Origin of the sequence: Aquibacillus albus, assembly GCF_016908325.1 — a bacterium.
Lineage (GTDB): Bacteria > Bacillota > Bacilli > Bacillales > Amphibacillaceae > Aquibacillus_A > Aquibacillus_A albus.
This window is the reverse complement of sequence record NZ_JAFBDR010000018.1, coordinates 47,115-62,403: the sequence shown is the minus strand read 5'-3', so window position 1 is coordinate 62,403 and position 15,289 is coordinate 47,115. Positions and strand designations below refer to the sequence as shown.

The 15,289-nt window shown below is 35.0% G+C and carries 16 protein-coding genes and 1 other annotated feature; of the genes, 2 read left to right on the top strand and 14 right to left on the bottom strand.

Annotated features, from left to right (window positions below; genetic code table 11):
• Positions 1–4: 4 nt before the first annotated feature.
• The 3 genes from rplI to JOC48_RS14960 are packed head-to-tail and all read right to left on the bottom strand — an operon-like array spanning position 5 to position 3,394.
• Entirely contained in the window at positions 5–451 is a 447-nt protein-coding gene (gene rplI, locus JOC48_RS14970) for a 50S ribosomal protein L9 (RefSeq protein WP_204501013.1), read from the bottom strand.
• Positions 448–2,424 (bottom strand): DHH family phosphoesterase, encoded by a 1,977-nt coding sequence (locus JOC48_RS14965; RefSeq protein WP_204501012.1) that lies wholly within the window; start codon positions 2,422–2,424, stop codon positions 448–450. Before JOC48_RS14965 ends, rplI begins: the two co-directional genes overlap by 4 nt.
• Before the next feature lie 31 nt (positions 2,425–2,455).
• Positions 2,456–3,394 carry a DUF2232 domain-containing protein gene (locus tag JOC48_RS14960; RefSeq protein WP_204501011.1) on the bottom strand — a complete coding sequence of 313 codons (939 nt, stop codon included), beginning with the start codon at positions 3,392–3,394 and terminating at the stop codon, positions 2,456–2,458.
• A gap of 264 nt (positions 3,395–3,658) precedes the next feature.
• Here JOC48_RS14960 and JOC48_RS14955 point away from each other — a divergent pair, with 264 nt between their 5' ends.
• The gene (locus JOC48_RS14955) at positions 3,659–4,453 is read left to right on the top strand and encodes an HAD family hydrolase (protein ID WP_204501010.1); all 795 of its coding nucleotides are present in this window, start codon (positions 3,659–3,661) and stop codon (positions 4,451–4,453) included.
• Positions 4,454–4,564: 111 nt separating this feature from the next.
• Here the strand turns inward: JOC48_RS14955 and serA are convergent, their stop codons facing one another.
• The 7 genes from serA to JOC48_RS14920 form a co-directional block, all read right to left on the bottom strand.
• Entirely contained in the window at positions 4,565–6,151 is a 1,587-nt protein-coding gene (gene serA, locus JOC48_RS14950; protein WP_204501009.1) for a phosphoglycerate dehydrogenase, read from the bottom strand.
• 160 nt (positions 6,152–6,311) lie between these two features.
• Positions 6,312–6,543, bottom strand: a binding site (T-box leader).
• Positions 6,544–6,751: 208 nt separating this feature from the next.
• The gene (gene rpsR / locus JOC48_RS14945) at positions 6,752–6,982 is read right to left on the bottom strand and encodes a 30S ribosomal protein S18 (RefSeq protein WP_204501008.1); all 231 of its coding nucleotides are present in this window, start codon (positions 6,980–6,982) and stop codon (positions 6,752–6,754) included.
• A 19-nt stretch (positions 6,983–7,001) separates the two neighbouring features.
• Complete coding sequence (gene ssb, locus JOC48_RS14940) at positions 7,002–7,469, bottom strand: single-stranded DNA-binding protein (RefSeq protein WP_204501005.1); 468 nt, start codon at positions 7,467–7,469, stop codon at positions 7,002–7,004.
• 12 nt (positions 7,470–7,481) lie between these two features.
• On the bottom strand, positions 7,482–7,772 hold the full coding sequence (gene rpsF, locus JOC48_RS14935) for a 30S ribosomal protein S6 (protein ID WP_204501003.1): 291 nt from the start codon (positions 7,770–7,772) through the stop codon (positions 7,482–7,484).
• 135 nt (positions 7,773–7,907) lie between these two features.
• Positions 7,908–9,008: a redox-regulated ATPase YchF gene (gene ychF, locus JOC48_RS14930; RefSeq protein ID WP_204501002.1), complete on the bottom strand. Its 1,101-nt coding sequence runs from the start codon at positions 9,006–9,008 to the stop codon at positions 7,908–7,910.
• 222 nt (positions 9,009–9,230) lie between these two features.
• Entirely contained in the window at positions 9,231–9,428 is a 198-nt protein-coding gene (locus JOC48_RS14925; RefSeq protein ID WP_204501000.1) for a DUF951 domain-containing protein, read from the bottom strand.
• Positions 9,429–9,582: 154 nt separating this feature from the next.
• Positions 9,583–10,602: a YkvI family membrane protein gene (locus tag JOC48_RS14920; RefSeq protein ID WP_204500998.1), complete on the bottom strand. Its 1,020-nt coding sequence runs from the start codon at positions 10,600–10,602 to the stop codon at positions 9,583–9,585.
• 92 nt (positions 10,603–10,694) lie between these two features.
• On the opposite strand from JOC48_RS14920, the gene yyaC reads away from it, so the two are divergent.
• On the top strand, positions 10,695–11,321 hold the full coding sequence (yyaC, locus tag JOC48_RS14915; protein ID WP_204500996.1) for a spore protease YyaC: 627 nt from the start codon (positions 10,695–10,697) through the stop codon (positions 11,319–11,321).
• Positions 11,322–11,606: 285 nt separating this feature from the next.
• Here the strand turns inward: yyaC and JOC48_RS14910 are convergent, their stop codons facing one another.
• The 4 genes from JOC48_RS14910 to noc form a co-directional block, all read right to left on the bottom strand.
• Positions 11,607–12,311, bottom strand: coding sequence for a DUF554 domain-containing protein (locus JOC48_RS14910; protein ID WP_204500994.1), 705 nt, complete (start codon positions 12,309–12,311; stop codon positions 11,607–11,609).
• Positions 12,312–12,436: 125 nt separating this feature from the next.
• On the bottom strand, positions 12,437–13,276 hold the full coding sequence (locus JOC48_RS14905) for a ParB/RepB/Spo0J family partition protein (RefSeq protein WP_204500991.1): 840 nt from the start codon (positions 13,274–13,276) through the stop codon (positions 12,437–12,439).
• Complete coding sequence (locus JOC48_RS14900) at positions 13,248–14,030, bottom strand: ParA family protein (RefSeq protein ID WP_204500990.1); 783 nt, start codon at positions 14,028–14,030, stop codon at positions 13,248–13,250. The genes JOC48_RS14905 and JOC48_RS14900 overlap by 29 nt, the downstream gene beginning before the upstream one ends.
• 204 nt (positions 14,031–14,234) lie before the next feature.
• Positions 14,235–15,092 carry a nucleoid occlusion protein gene (gene noc, locus JOC48_RS14895; protein ID WP_204500987.1) on the bottom strand — a complete coding sequence of 286 codons (858 nt, stop codon included), beginning with the start codon at positions 15,090–15,092 and terminating at the stop codon, positions 14,235–14,237.
• Positions 15,093–15,289 lie beyond the last annotated feature (197 nt).

The window sequence follows — 15,289 nt, the reverse complement described above, 5'->3', positions numbered from 1 at the left end:
TCCATTATTCCTCTGTTACATGTACTTTAATTGTTCCCGTTACTTCAGGGTGAATCTTCACCGGTACATTCGTATAGCCTAAAGCTCGAATTGGTTGATCCAATTCAATTTTCCGTTTATCCATTTTAATTTGATGCTTCTTTTTAAGCTCATCAGCAATTTGTTTACTTGTAATAGAACCAAACAATCGTCCGCCATCACCAGATTTTGCCTTAAGCTCTACAGTCAATGATTCTAATTTTTCTTTTATTTGTTTCGCTTCATTCACTTCCTCTTGCTCTTGACGCTTTTCCTTGTTTTTCTGTGCTTCTAATGCCTTCATGTTTCCACCAGTTGCTTCTACTGCCAAGTTATTCTTTAATAAATAGTTACGAGCATACCCGTCAGAAACATTTTTTACTTCACCTTTTTTCCCTTTTCCTTTTACATCCTTTGTGAAAATTACTTTCATTCATAATCTCCCCCTTCAAAATATTCATCAATGACCATTTTTAATTGATCAGCTGTATCTTCAATCGTAGTGTCATCTAATTGTGTTGCTGCATTTGTGAGGTGTCCACCGCCATTCATCTTTTCCATAATGACTTGAACGTTTATTTCCCCTAACGAGCGAGCACTAATTCCAATACGCCCATCATTTCTTTCAGATACAACGAATGAAGCAGTTACTCCGCTCATCGTCAATAACGTGTCAGCTGCTTGAGCAATAATCACCGGGCCATATGTTTCCCCTTTATTACCAACGGAAATTGCAACACCATCTCGATAAATATTTGTATTTTCTATTAATCGACTTCGTTTCACATAAACATCCAAATCTTCTTTCATAAACCTTTGAACCAGTACAGTATCTGCACCTTTAGATCTTAAATAGGACGCGGCATCAAAAGTTCTTGATCCCGTTCTTAATGTAAAGCTTTTCGTATCTACAATAATCCCCGCCAATAGTGCGGTTGATTCCAACATATTTATTTTCAAATTTTTCGGCTGATACTCTAATAGTTCCGTAACTAGCTCAGCTGTAGAAGAAGCATACGGTTCCATATAAACAAGCGTTGGACGCTGAATAAATTCTTCTCCACGTCTATGGTGATCTATCACAACAATACGCTCTGTCTTGCTTAAAAGCTTTTCCTCTGCAACAAGTGAAGGTTTATGTGTATCAACAACAACGAGCAACGTATCCTTCGTCACAACATCTAGTGCCTTTTCAGGTTCAACGAATTTTTCCCATAGCTCCTCTTGCTCTCTAATTTCCTCGATTAACCGTTGTACACCAGTATCAATATCATCTGAATCTAACACAATATTTGCTTCGATATCATTTGCTTGGGCTACTTTTAAAATTCCAATAGCAGCACCGACTGAATCCATATCAGGAGATTTATGGCCCATTATTAAAACCCGGTCACTATCTTGAACTAACTCTTTTAAAGCATGGGAAATCACTCTAGCTCTTACCCGAGTTCTTTTCTCCATTGGATTTGTTTTACCGCCATAAAACCGAACCTTTCCAGATTCCTCTTTAATAACGGCCTGGTCACCACCACGCCCTAACGCTAAATCTAAACTAGATTGCGCTAATTCTCCAAGCGCGGGAAGCGAAACACCACCTAAACTTACACCTATACTTAATGTTAGTGGAACATTTTTATTGTCAGAAATAAGCTCCCTTACTTCATCAAGAATCTCAAATTTCGTTTTCTCCAATTGGTTCAATATTTGTTGATTCATAACAGCTAAAAACCGTTCTTGCGATATACGTTTTAAGTAAATCCCATATTCAACGGACCATTCATTTAAAATAGAAGTCACTCTGGAATTAATATGACTTTTTGCAGTGTCATCCATTGTTTGTGTAATCTCTTCGTAATTATCTAGAAAAATGATTCCTAAGACTGTTTGTTCGTTATGGTAAAGATTTTGAATTTCTGTTTGTTTCGTTCTATCAAGGAAATAAAGCAATCTTTCTTCTCTTTTGATTAAAATTTGAAATTCAAACCCGCTTAATGGAATCCATCCTTCGTTTTTGTCTTCTTTGATCATCGTAGTTAAATCGTCAGATAATAAATGTAACGATTTTCCTACTAAAGTTTCATCGTCTGTAAACTTGTTCATATATGGATTCGCCCATTCAATGTTAAAATCCTCACTATAAAGAACGATTCCAATAGGCATCTCGAGCAATGCTTCTTCTCCAACTTTTTTAACCCGATGAGAAAGAGTTGAAATGTATTCTTCTGTTTCACTAATTAACGATTTTTCCGACCGAATACTATAATATAAAGATGCAACCAATAAAACTGTCATTATTATTCCTAATATCCATTGAAAATACCAAATAAACCCTAATAAAAGAATAGATAAGGAATAAATAATGATTAAGTGACTACTAATGGTTGGCTTTTTGAACAAGTCTGGCATGAAAGTCAGCTCCTAAGCCTTTAATACGCGCTCATTTCTTTTCAATTCGTTCTCTTAAAGAAAATCCTAAATCAATTATACCTAAGATTCTAATCATATAAAGTCCCATAAACGGAAAAAGAATACACATGATAATGGCAATTACTGGTATAACCTTTGATAACTTTTTAATATAAACATAATACAAAATAAAGGAAAATCCTTGCAGAGTGATTAACACTGCTGTTAAATTCGTTACATTGATCACACCCTGATAGGTAAAAGTCCCTTGTTCAAATTGTAACCAAGTTAATAAAATAGCGATGAAGTAAATCCAAATAACTACTTTCGGTAATTTAAAATTTCTAAATGGTGGAAACTTTAATCCTAACTTATCCTTCCGATTTAACAATTTATAGCTAAGCCATTGAGTCAAAAATCCAATAATCATAGCGATAATTACCAAAAACACCGGTATTAGCTGGATTACCTGAAGCATTTGCTCTTCAATCATTTCCAGTTCACTTGCTGTTGGCTCTAACCCAAAGTTACTTAGTATATCTTGACTCATTTCAACCGATTCAGAAATCGTTTCGTTAAACTCATTGATAACATTTATCCCAAAAAATAGTTGGATAAATACGAATATAGAAACAAGACCAAGTACAAAACCAAGTGTCCCTCTTGCCCATGTTTCATATGCAGATAATTTTTCATGGATAGCTAGGCCAATTAATGTACCTCCAAGTCCTGCTAAAATAGTAAATGGGATAGATAGTACAGCAATAAATAATGAAACGACTAATAAATTAATAATGAAAAAAGAAATACCTCTTTTTAATCCATGTTTCGAAGTAAAGTAAACAAACGGGATAGGTAAAAAAAAGATAGTAATTAATTCTATAGCTGGAACAAATATTGTTGTATATAGTAAGAGAATATAGATTACACTAAAAACCAATCCTTCTCTTGCTATGCTCTTATTCTTCACATTAGACACCTCATTATCACTAGACCTAAAAAATCATCCTGTTGCAGAGCATTAAGCATTGTTAAGAAAAAGCACAGCGCATGAGCTGTGCTTTAAAATTGAGTTCTTTTCCTTCGAATGTACCTCACTAACTGATTATAAACGATTGAGACATATGATTACAAATCTTTCTCTACTTTTGTGTATTCTATCTAAAAATCCTTTTACCAAAATTCAATCTATATTATATTTATCTTAATGATAAATTTATGGAGGAGAAAATTAATGATTACAACCATTTTCTTTGATCTAGATGATACGTTATTATGGGATAAAAAAAGCGTGAAACAATCATTTGTTGCAACCTGTCGTATTGCCGAGGAAAAATGTGGGGTTAACTCAGACGAATTAGAGGAAGCTGTCCGGAATCAGGCTAAAGAATTATACGCTTCCTATGAGACATTTCCTTTTACACAAATGATTGGAATAAATCCTTTCGAAGGGCTGTGGGGAAATTTTTTAGACGATGATGAAAATTTTCAAAAGATGAGCAAAATTGTCCCTACCTACCGAAGGGATGCCTGGACGAAAGGGTTACAAACTCTTGGTATCAACGACCCTGAGTTGGGTGCTGAATTAGCTGAGCGATTCCCAATAGAGCGTCAAAAAAATCCGATTGTCTATGAAGAAACATTTCATATCCTTGATCGATTAAACGATGACTATCAATTATTACTTTTAACGAATGGATCACCTGATTTACAGCATACAAAGTTAAAATTAACTCCTAAACTTAAATCCTATTTTGACCATGTTGTTATTTCAGGAGACTTTGGAAGAGGTAAACCAGACCCGACTATTTTCGAACATGCTCTAGAAAAAGCTGGTGTTAACAAGGATGAAGTGCTAATGGTTGGTGATAATTTAATGACCGACATTCTTGGATCAAACCGTGTAGGGATTAAAAATGTATGGATTAACCGTGAAAATAAGCAAATAAATGATGTTACTCCTACTTATGAAATAGAGGATCTACACGATTTATTTCCGTTACTGGATAAGTTGAATCAATCATCGTAGTAGAGAGTTTAATCGCGATATCTTTTGAAAAACCGGGAAAAAGCTCGACCTGTCCTTATCAGAATCAAAAGAAGCACTCAAACCTTTTAGGCTGAGTGCTTCTTTTTCATTTTATAGGTCGATTGCATTTACAGCATAAATATCAGTTACATTTATTAACTGTTCAAGCACTTCCTTTTCCAAATGTTTATCAATCGTTAGCATCATGATCGCATCTCCACCAACGTCAGAACGACCTACTTGCATGGTAGCGATATTTACATCATGTTCTGCTAACAAGCTTCCAACTCTACCAATAGCACCAGGCTGGTCTTTGTGTCGGATAAATAACAAATGGCCTTCTGGGATAACATCCACACTATAGTTATCAACTTTAACGATTCTCGCTCCTAAACCATTTAATAGCGTACCAGCAACTGTTCTAGTTGTCTTGGAAGTTTTGACTTGCACCGTTAACAGGTTCGTAAATCCTTTTGATGTACTCGTTTTTTGTTCGTTAATTGTAATGCCTTTTTTTTCAGCTAAAAAGGAAGCATTTACATCATTGACATGTTCACCAAGGTGGCGCTTTAATAGCCCTTTAATGGTATTACGAGTTAGTGGGGCAACTTGAACATCCGTTAAATCACCTGCATAATAAATACTAATTTCCTCAATCGCCTCTTCCGCTAAGTAGGTAAGGAACGTCCCTAATTTTTCAGATAGACGGAAATAAGGCTCAATTTTTTTCATCACTTCACTTGGAACTGATGGTAAATTAACAGGATTTGTTGCAAGTCCACCTGTTAGGAAATGAACGACATCATGACTCACATCAATTGCAACATTCTCTTGGGCTTCAATCGTACTAGCACCTAGATGTGGTGTAGCAATCACTTCTGGTAACTCAAGTAATTTGTGGTTTACAGCAGGTTCCTCCTCAAATACATCTAGTGCTGCACCAGCTACCTTCTTATTAACAATCGCTTCATAAAGAGCATCCTCGTCAATGATACCGCCACGTGCACAGTTAATAATTTGTACTCCATCTTTCATTTTCTCGAAAGCATCTTTATTAATTAAATGACGTGTTTCTTTTAACAAAGGTGTGTGTACAGTAATAAAGTCTGCTTTTTGCACCACATCTTCCACTGAGCCGTAATCGACCCCTAATTTATCTGCTTTTTCTTCCGTTAAAAATGGATCATAGGCAATCACATTCATGCGTTGTCCTTTAGCTCGGGCAGCAACCTCTACACCAATTCTACCCATTCCTATAACACCCAATGTTTTATTTTTCAATTCAACACCAACATGTGATTTTCGATCCCACTTTTGATGCTTCAATGCATAGAATGCTTGTGGAATTTTTCTTGCGAGCGACATAAGCATTGCAATCGTGTGTTCAGCAGCAGAATTAGTGTTTCCATCTGGTGCATTAACAACAATAACACCGTGCTCAGTTGCTGCATCTAAATCAATATTATCTACACCAACACCTGCTCTACCAATTATCTTCAAACGCTTCGCTTGCTCAATAATTTCTCTTGTTACTTTCGTTTGACTACGAACAAGCAATGCGTCATATTCACCGATATGCAATGCTAATTCTTCTGGCGTGAAATCTGTTTTCATCGTAACTTCGATATTCTCAGCTTCTCTTAAAGGTTGAATTCCATCTTCACTTAAAGGATCACTAATAAGCACTTTATAAACCATCTTTTAGAACCTCCCTATGTTTTATACAAAAATTATTTTGATTCATTGAGAACAGGAAAGTTTTTACTTTTGTTCGCTTTCCTGAATAAATCGATTGTTCTTTTAAAACAGATACAACCAAATAGTGACATTAAAAAAACTTTCCACCCCCTATGCTTTCATAAGGGGCGAAAAGTTGGAACTTACGCGGTACCACCCTTTTTCACTGTTCAGTAGATAGAACAGTCTTCATTTGGTGTCATGGATAACGGACATGGGCCGAACAGACCTACTAACATGGTTCAATCTGTTTACTCCGAAGGGCTATTCACTGCCAAAAACACTAGTTTGCACCAACCACCAGCTCTCTAAAGTTTTTAATGCAATGAATGTATCTTCATCTACATACATCGAATAAATTGAATTTTTTTATATCATAGCAGAATTAAAGTGATTGTCAACCTATTTTACACAATATACAAAATGTAAACGATTTCTATTTAAATTAAATATAGCATTACTTTAAAGTACAGTATTGATTTTGACTCGAAGGTTCTTAAAATATAAAGCAGCCCTATTCTCATCGGCTAGTTCCGATACGAATAGGGCTGCTTGTCTCTATTAATCGTTCACGTAAGGCAATAATGCCATTTGACGTGCACGTTTAATTGCTTTTGTTAATTTACGTTGATATTTTGCACAAGTTCCAGTTACACGGCGAGGAAGAATTTTTCCACGCTCAGATACGAAACGTCTTAGCAAATCAACATCCTTGTAGTCAATGTGTGTAATACCGTTCGCTGTAAAATAACACACCTTACGACGCTTAGCGCGACCACGACGAGCTGCCATAACCGTTCCCTCCTTTTAATTAAAATGGTAAATCATCATCTGATATATCAATTGGTTCTCCGTTATCTTTAAACGGATCTTCTTCATTTGATCTATTAGGATTATTATTTGGTTGATTCTGATTTGGTTGGAATCCTGTTGAGCCTTGTCCTCCACCTTGAGAAGAACCTCTTGTTTCTAGGAATTGAACCGTATCTGCTACGACCTCTGTAACAAATACTCTTTTTCCATCTTGGCCTTCAAAACTACGCGATTGCAAACGGCCATCTACCCCAACTAAACTACCCTTTTTCATATAGTTTGCTAAGTTCTCCGCGGCACGCCTCCAAACAACGCAGTTAATAAAATCTGCTTCTCTATCCCCTTGCTGATTTGAAAAAGGTCGATTAACAGCTAAGGTAAAGTTAGCAACAGCAACTCCATTTGGTGTATAGCGTAAGTCTGGATCCCTCGTTAACCTGCCGACTAATACGACACGATTCAACATCAGAACCACTCCTTATTGGTCGTCTTCACGAACTGCTATATGACGAATAATGTCATCAGAGAATTTCGCTTGACGATCGAATTCATTAATGGCGTTTTGGTCGCCTTTAAAGTTAATTATTACATAGTAGCCATCACGAAAGTCATTGATTTCATAAGCAAGACGTTTCTTGCCTTTTTCATCAACCTTTTCAATTTCCGCACCATTATCTGTAAGGATTCCATTAAAACGCTCGATTAAAGACGTTTGCGCTTCCTCCTCGATATTTGGGCGGATGATGTACATAATTTCATAGTTTCTCATCCGTTTGCACCTCCTTTTGGTCTTAGCGGCCCCTATTCCTTTATAGGAGCAAGGAGTAATCGTTTTTTAATTACTCACAATAAAGCATTATATCAAACATACTATAAAAACACAACGGTTATGAGGGATTTATTCTTACACATTAAAACGGAAATGAATGACATCTCCGTCTTTCACCAAATAGTCTTTACCTTCTAAACGCACTTTACCTTTTTCCTTTGCCATTGACATGGAACCAGCTTCTATAAGGTCATCGTAAGAAACTGTTTCTGCCCTTATAAATCCTCTTTCAAAATCGGAGTGAATAATACCAGCAGCTTGTGGAGCTTTCATCCCTTTTTTAAAAGTCCAAGCACGTACCTCTTGTTCACCAGCTGTAAAATAGGTGGCCAATCCTAACAACTGATATGTTGCTTTAATAAGCTGGTCTAAACCAGATTCAGCAATTCCTAGTTCTTCTAGGAACATTTCTTTTTCTTCACCTTCAAGTTCAGCTATTTCAGACTCAACCTTTGCACTAATAACAATAACTTCTGCATTTTCATTTGCAGCAAACTCTCTAACCTTTTTTACACTTGGATTTTCATCCGCTTCTAATAATTCATCTTCCCCTACATTAGCTACATAAAGAATAGGCTTGCTAGTTAACAAATGAAGGCCTTTTACCAACTTCATTTGTTCATCTGTAAAAGATACGGCACGTGCAGGCTGTTCTTCTTCAAAAGCATCCCTTAACTTAGAAAGAATCTCGAATTCAGCAACAGCTTCTTTATCTTTTTGTTTCGCCATCTTTTCCACGCGCTGCAAACGTTTTGTTACCGTTTCTAAATCAGCTAAAATGAGCTCGAGGTTAATTGTCTCAATATCAGAAATTGGATCTACTTGTCCTGATACATGGGTAATATTCTCATCTTGAAAACAACGCACCACATGACAAATTGCATCAACTTGACGAATATGAGAAAGAAATTGATTACCTAGTCCTTCCCCTTTACTTGCACCTTTCACAATTCCAGCAATATCTGTAAATTCAAATGCAGTTGGAATCGTCTTTTTCGGTTTTACTAGTTCTGTTAATTTTCCTAAGCGGTAATCTGGAACTTCTACAATTCCAACGTTGGGATCTATTGTACAAAATGGATAATTGGCAGATTCTGCACCTGCCTGCGTAATCGCATTAAATAATGTTGACTTACCAACATTAGGTAAACCAACAATTCCTGCTGTTAAAGCCATTTAACTTTCACTCCTTAAGGATACCATTCATATGAACGTTGAGTCATACCCAATTATAGAGACAACTGTTGGAAATGACAAGCTATGTAAATTAAAAAACAAGGAGGTAAAATCCCTTGTTTTTAGTGTTTTTACGTTATATTCTTTCATTTCTTTCTATTAGACTTGATTAGTAATTAAAAAACAAAGAATTTTTATAATGTTTCACGTGGAACATTACGCTTAGCCTTCTGCTTTTTCTATTACTTTTTTTAACTTGCTTTCAAATTTTTTTCTAGGAATAAGAACACTATGTTCGCATCCCTCACACTTTATGCGTATGTCCATCCCTAATCGAATGATGCGCCAACGATTTTCTCCACAAGGATGAGGCTTCTTCATTTGTACTACATCATTTAATTGATATTCCTTATCTGCCATACTTACTTACCCCTTCCTATTCGTTTTCCATATTATCTCTAGAATACATTACTCCACGTATTAACGGAATATCTATATCTTCATAACATTTATTCCCTGTTTGCCCTTCCAAAAAACTACTCGGCTAATCCTACTATTCATATTCTATCATTTATTAATCCGTTTTGTATCGATTTATAATTGGATATAAAATGATTGATGAAAGAACATATAAATTTAACAATCCATATAAAGGATATAAATACTCAATTAAAGTAGAAAACCCTATTCTTGTTAATGGTAGCATAATTAGTATAGTAAAAAATGCAAGCATCCATAAAGGAAGATTTAATTTTTGCCTAAACCTTGTTACTAATCCTAATGTCCCTGATACGGCTGTTGTGAAAATGGCTAGCCACAGTAGGATAGAAATAAATAGAAACATGATGTATGGATAATGTCTTAGAATTGCGAATAACGGTATCTCATATAACAAAACTTCTTCAGAAATTTGAATTAGACTATTATTGTATATATATGAGATAGATCCAAGAATTAATCCACTCCCTATACTTGCAACCCATATTTCTCCCTTCCCTCTCATTTCACTCCCGATTGCCCCTAAAACAGCAACAAGCGGCAAAATATTAAGAGCGGTAAATGGAAGTGCAGCTGTCCAATTTCTTTGGTGGGCTAAATCCGGTATAAACGAAAGCTCTTGTTGAAAAGAAAAAATTAATAGAATGCTTAATAAACCTAAAATTAATAATGGTAAAATAAAGCTATTTAATGATAAAACACCATTAATATCCCAAACAAATACGAGAATTAATGGTATACAAATAACCGTTATCCCCCACCAATTTGGAAAATGAAACGCTTCAAGTGTGGCACCGCTACCAGCCAACATAATAACTGTTGTTGAAAACAAATACACAACAATCATTCCGTCATAAAGATAAGACAATTTATTTCCGACGAGTTCTCGTAGAACAGGCAGATAATGTGATGTTTTATTTTTATAACTGATTAATAATATGACATTACAGGATAAGGAAAACAGGAAAGCAAATAACATAATAGCTAGTCCACTTTCACTCCCAAAAAACTGCCATAGTTCCCTACCTGAAGCATAACCTGCTCCTATTGTAGTTCCAATAATTAAAAACATCCACTTAATTCCTGATTTCCACATAGTGTATCCTCCAAATTTCTATTTTTCTATTGATGTATAGAATGACTAAAAAGTTCGTATACTTATACCAATATGATTGTGGAGGATAAGCTATGAATCTAAAACGAAAATTTTCTCAAAAAAACGAGTACCGATACAATTTTGATGAACCGATGATGGAAACTAAACTCAGTAAGAGTTTATTAAGTTTGATTCCAAACAATTCTATTCAAATAATAATCCTTTGTATTGGCACAGATCGGTCTACTGGGGATTCTCTTGGTCCAATGACTGGAACTTTTCTTTCTGAGTTTCCACATAAACATTTACATGTATATGGAACGTTAGATGAACCTATACATGCTACAAATCTACAAAATCATTTACAAGCTATTCATTCTAGTTTTGATAATCCCTTTATTATTGCAGTTGACGCATGTCTAGGTCGTGTAAAATCAATTGGATCTGTCATAACTGCACCTGGTCCAATACAGCCTGGGAAAGCATTAAATAAAGACTTACCTAAAGTTGGAGATGTTCATATTTCGGGGGTTGTTAATGTGAGTGGTTATATGGAGTTTTTTGTACTACAAAATACTAGATTAAGTCTTGTTATGCAGATGGCACGAAAAATTTCTAGTGCATTTTATCTGTTAGATCATCAATTATCAGAACAAATTGCACCCTCCCCCTCTACTAATATAATAGCTCATGATGGTCAACGCTCGTCTTCTATTTAAAAGATGTTTTTTAATAGACAGCTGACACATAATGCGCTATAACATACCGCTTCACGAAATACACCTCGCATTCCCCAGCGATATTCAAAGCTCTCACTAAGTCGCATTAATCTGTTATTGCGCATTATTGTTCTTTGAAATTAGGGTGATTTTTTAAAAAAACAGTATTTTTAGCAAACAGGCAAAATAAAAACGAAAAGAGCTTGATGCCAAACACTTTTCGTCGACTATTTAAGTACCATTTTAATTATAATAAACGAACTTTATTGCCTCCATTTATCCTTATCACACATATAATTGATATAAAAAAACAATAATAGCAACCATCAATAACGAAGGCAATAGATTAGCAATTCGTATTTTTGTTACATTCAATATATTTAAACCTATCGCAACAATTAATAAGCCACCAGTTGCTGTCATTTCTAATATAAATTGATTCAAAAACGATTCTGGTAACCACCGCTCTATTTGTGTGGCTAACAATGCAATTGTACCTTGATACATGACAACTGGAATAACAGAAAATAAAACGCCAATCCCCAATGTTGTCGTTAATACTAGTGAGACGAATCCATCTAGAAAAGCTTTTGTTATTAATACTTCATGATCATTCCTCAAACCACCATCTAACGCACCAATAACTGACATAGCTCCAATACAAAAAACTAGTGTTGCAGTTATAAAGCCTTGGGAAATTGTACTTTCATTTTTTGTTTTTACTTTTGACTCAATCCAATTACCAAGATTATTTAGTTTCGTTTCTAAATTTAATGTTTCACCTAAAATTGCACCTGTTAACAAACTAAGAAGTACAATAACAATATTTTCTGTTTTCAAAGCCATTTGCAATCCAATTAATACAACCGCTAGCCCTATACCATTCATGATTGTTTCTTTGTGACGTTCAGGAATTTTTGTAAAAAATAAACCGATGATTGTACCAATAATTATACATATACCGTTAACTAATGTGCCTAGTAGTACCATTACGACATCTCCATACCTTTTGTTTTATTCTTATTGTTGCATTGTAAATGTTCCACGTGAAACATTTACTATCAAATAAAAAGTCTGACAAAGGATAACTTTCCCCTTTTATCAGACTTTAACCGTTACTTAAACATATTAAGGATACGATCTAAATCATCATCCGAAAAGAACTCAATTTCAATCTTTCCTTTTCGTTTGCCTTTATGAATCGTTACGCCTGTTCCAAGATAATCTTGTAACTTACTTTCTCTTTCAGCCAAAAAGATGTCTTTTTTCGGAGGTTGTTTTTTGGATTGTGTTGCAGAGTTTTCATTTAACTGAACAATAAGCTTTTCTAATTGCCTAACATTCATTCCTTCTTTTCTTACCTTATCCACTAGTGGTATTAACTTTTCTTTATCTTTTAAACCCAGAAGTGCTCTTCCATGCCCCATAGACAACTCACCATTATTAATCAAAGCACTAATTTTTTCTGGTAACGTTAAAAGCCTCACAATGTTTGCGATATGTGATCTACTCTTTCCAAGTCTTTTTGCTAATTCTTCCTGAGTTACTTTTAATTCTCTCATTAAATTGGAATAAGCATATGCCTCTTCTATCGGAGTTAAGTCTTCTCTTTGAAGATTTTCTAATAGCGCTAATTCCATCATTTTTCCATCAGACAAATCTTTTATTATGACTGGAACTGTCGTTAGTCCAGCCTCTTTCGCTGCACGAAATCTTCTTTCCCCAACAACAATTTCAAACCCCTTAATACTTTTCCTTACAATTAAAGGTTGTAAAATACCATGCTGTAAAATGGATTCTTTAAGTTCCTCAATTGCATCAGCGTGAAACGTTTTTCTTGGTTGATAAGGGTTTGGTCGACATTCTTTAATAGAAATCTCTTGAACAGATTCATCACCATTCGTATCTAACTCAGGAAAAAAAGCATTAATACCTTTCCCCAACCCTCTCGCCATTCGCGATCACTTCCTTTGCTAAGTCTAGATAAACTTCTGCGCCTCGAGATTTCGGATCATAAAGAATAATTGGTTGCCCATGACTCGGCGCCTCTCCAAGCCTTATATTTCTTGGAACCACAGATTGATATACTTTATCTTGAAAGTATTTTTTTACTTCTTCGATAACTTGGATTCCTAAGTTTGTCCTAGCATCCAGCATCGTTAATAATACACCTTCGATCATTAACTGTTTATTCAAATGTTTTTGAACGAGACGAATCGTGTTCAATAACTGACTTAAACCTTCAAGCGCATAATACTCACACTGAACTGGTATTAAAACAGAATCAGATGCAGTTAATGAATTAATCGTTAATAAACCAAGGGAAGGAGGGCAATCTATGATTACAAAATCGTAATCATCCTTCACACTATCAATTGCTTTCTTTAAGCGGACTTCTCTAGATATAGTTGGTACTAATTCTATCTCAGCACCAGCTAGTTGAATGGTTGCTGGTATTACATCCAAATTTTCCACAGCTGTAGGAATACACACTTTTTTTGCTTCTGTATCTTCAACAAGAACATTATAGATACATTGATCAACATCAGCTTTGTTTATTCCTACACCACTTGTTGCATTTCCCTGTGGATCGATATCCACAAGTAATACTCGATGGTTTAAATATGCAATACAAGCGCTCAAATTAACTGCGGATGTAGTTTTCCCTACGCCACCTTTTTGGTTTGCAATGGCGATAACTTTTCCCATGGTGTCACCTACCTACTTCTAAAACTCTATAAACTCTATTTTATCATTTTTTTTCGCATATGAATTGTATTTCACACATTTGGTAATAAAAACTTAATATGAGTTATCCTTTTCCGCTGCCAATTATTGAATTTGTATAATTGAACGGACGTAATAAACGTGCAAAAAATTCCCATCTAACATTAAGATGGGAAGCAAAATCTATTATGATTTTTTCTTTGGTATTTTAATTGTTATTTGATAATAGTCATCATAGTCTTGTTCATCTGTTTCCAAATCTATTCCCGTATCACTAACCATACTCAATGATTGACGAATCGTATTCATAGCAATTCTCATATCTTTGTTAATACCTTTTAACTTCGGTTTCTTTTGTATTACCTTTTTTTCAAATAGTTTTGCTATTCTATCCTCTGTCTGCTTTACATTTAAATCTTTTTCAAGAATCTCTTCAAGAATTTTTTCTTGTTTTTCTGGATCCTTTAATACAATGAGTGCTCTTGCATGACGTTCCGTAATCTTTTTTTCTAAAACAGCCATTTGGACCTTTTCAGGAAGCTTTAACAAACGCATTTTATTCGCTATTGTTGACTGACTTTTTCCAAGTCGCTGTGCTAAAGCTTCTTGTGTCAAACCGTGAATATCTAATAATTTAGCATAAGCCATTGCTTCTTCAATTACCGTTAGTTCTTCTCTTTGTAAATTTTCTATTAATGCAACAGAAGCTGTTTCAGCCTCATTCATATCACGAATAATTGCTGGGACATTGTTCCAACCTAAAAATTGGACAGCTCTCCACCTTCGCTCCCCTGCAATCAATTCATACCCACTGCTTCCCTGTTGCAACTTTCTTACCACAATTGGCTGTATCATACCATGTGTATGTATCGTTTGAGCTAGTTCTTCTATTTTTTCTTGGCTGAAAATAGACCTTGGCTGATACCTATTAGGCTCGATTTGTTCAACAGGAATTTGAATGACTTCATCTGGATGATACTCCTGTTCTACTTCTTCCTCTGACTTATCACCTAAACCAAATATTCGGCTGAATGGGTGTAACATAATCAGACACCACCTTTTAAACGTTCCTCATTATTCTATATTTCTATCTATTAAAAATGTTCCACGTGAAACATAGAAAAACTAACGAATAAATTAGGATTTTTGACGTACATTTCCGTCAACGTTTTAATTCCTTTCTATTATTCTATCATACATCTTTGATAATGAGTAAGATTGAAGAACGCTAAATTTCAAAA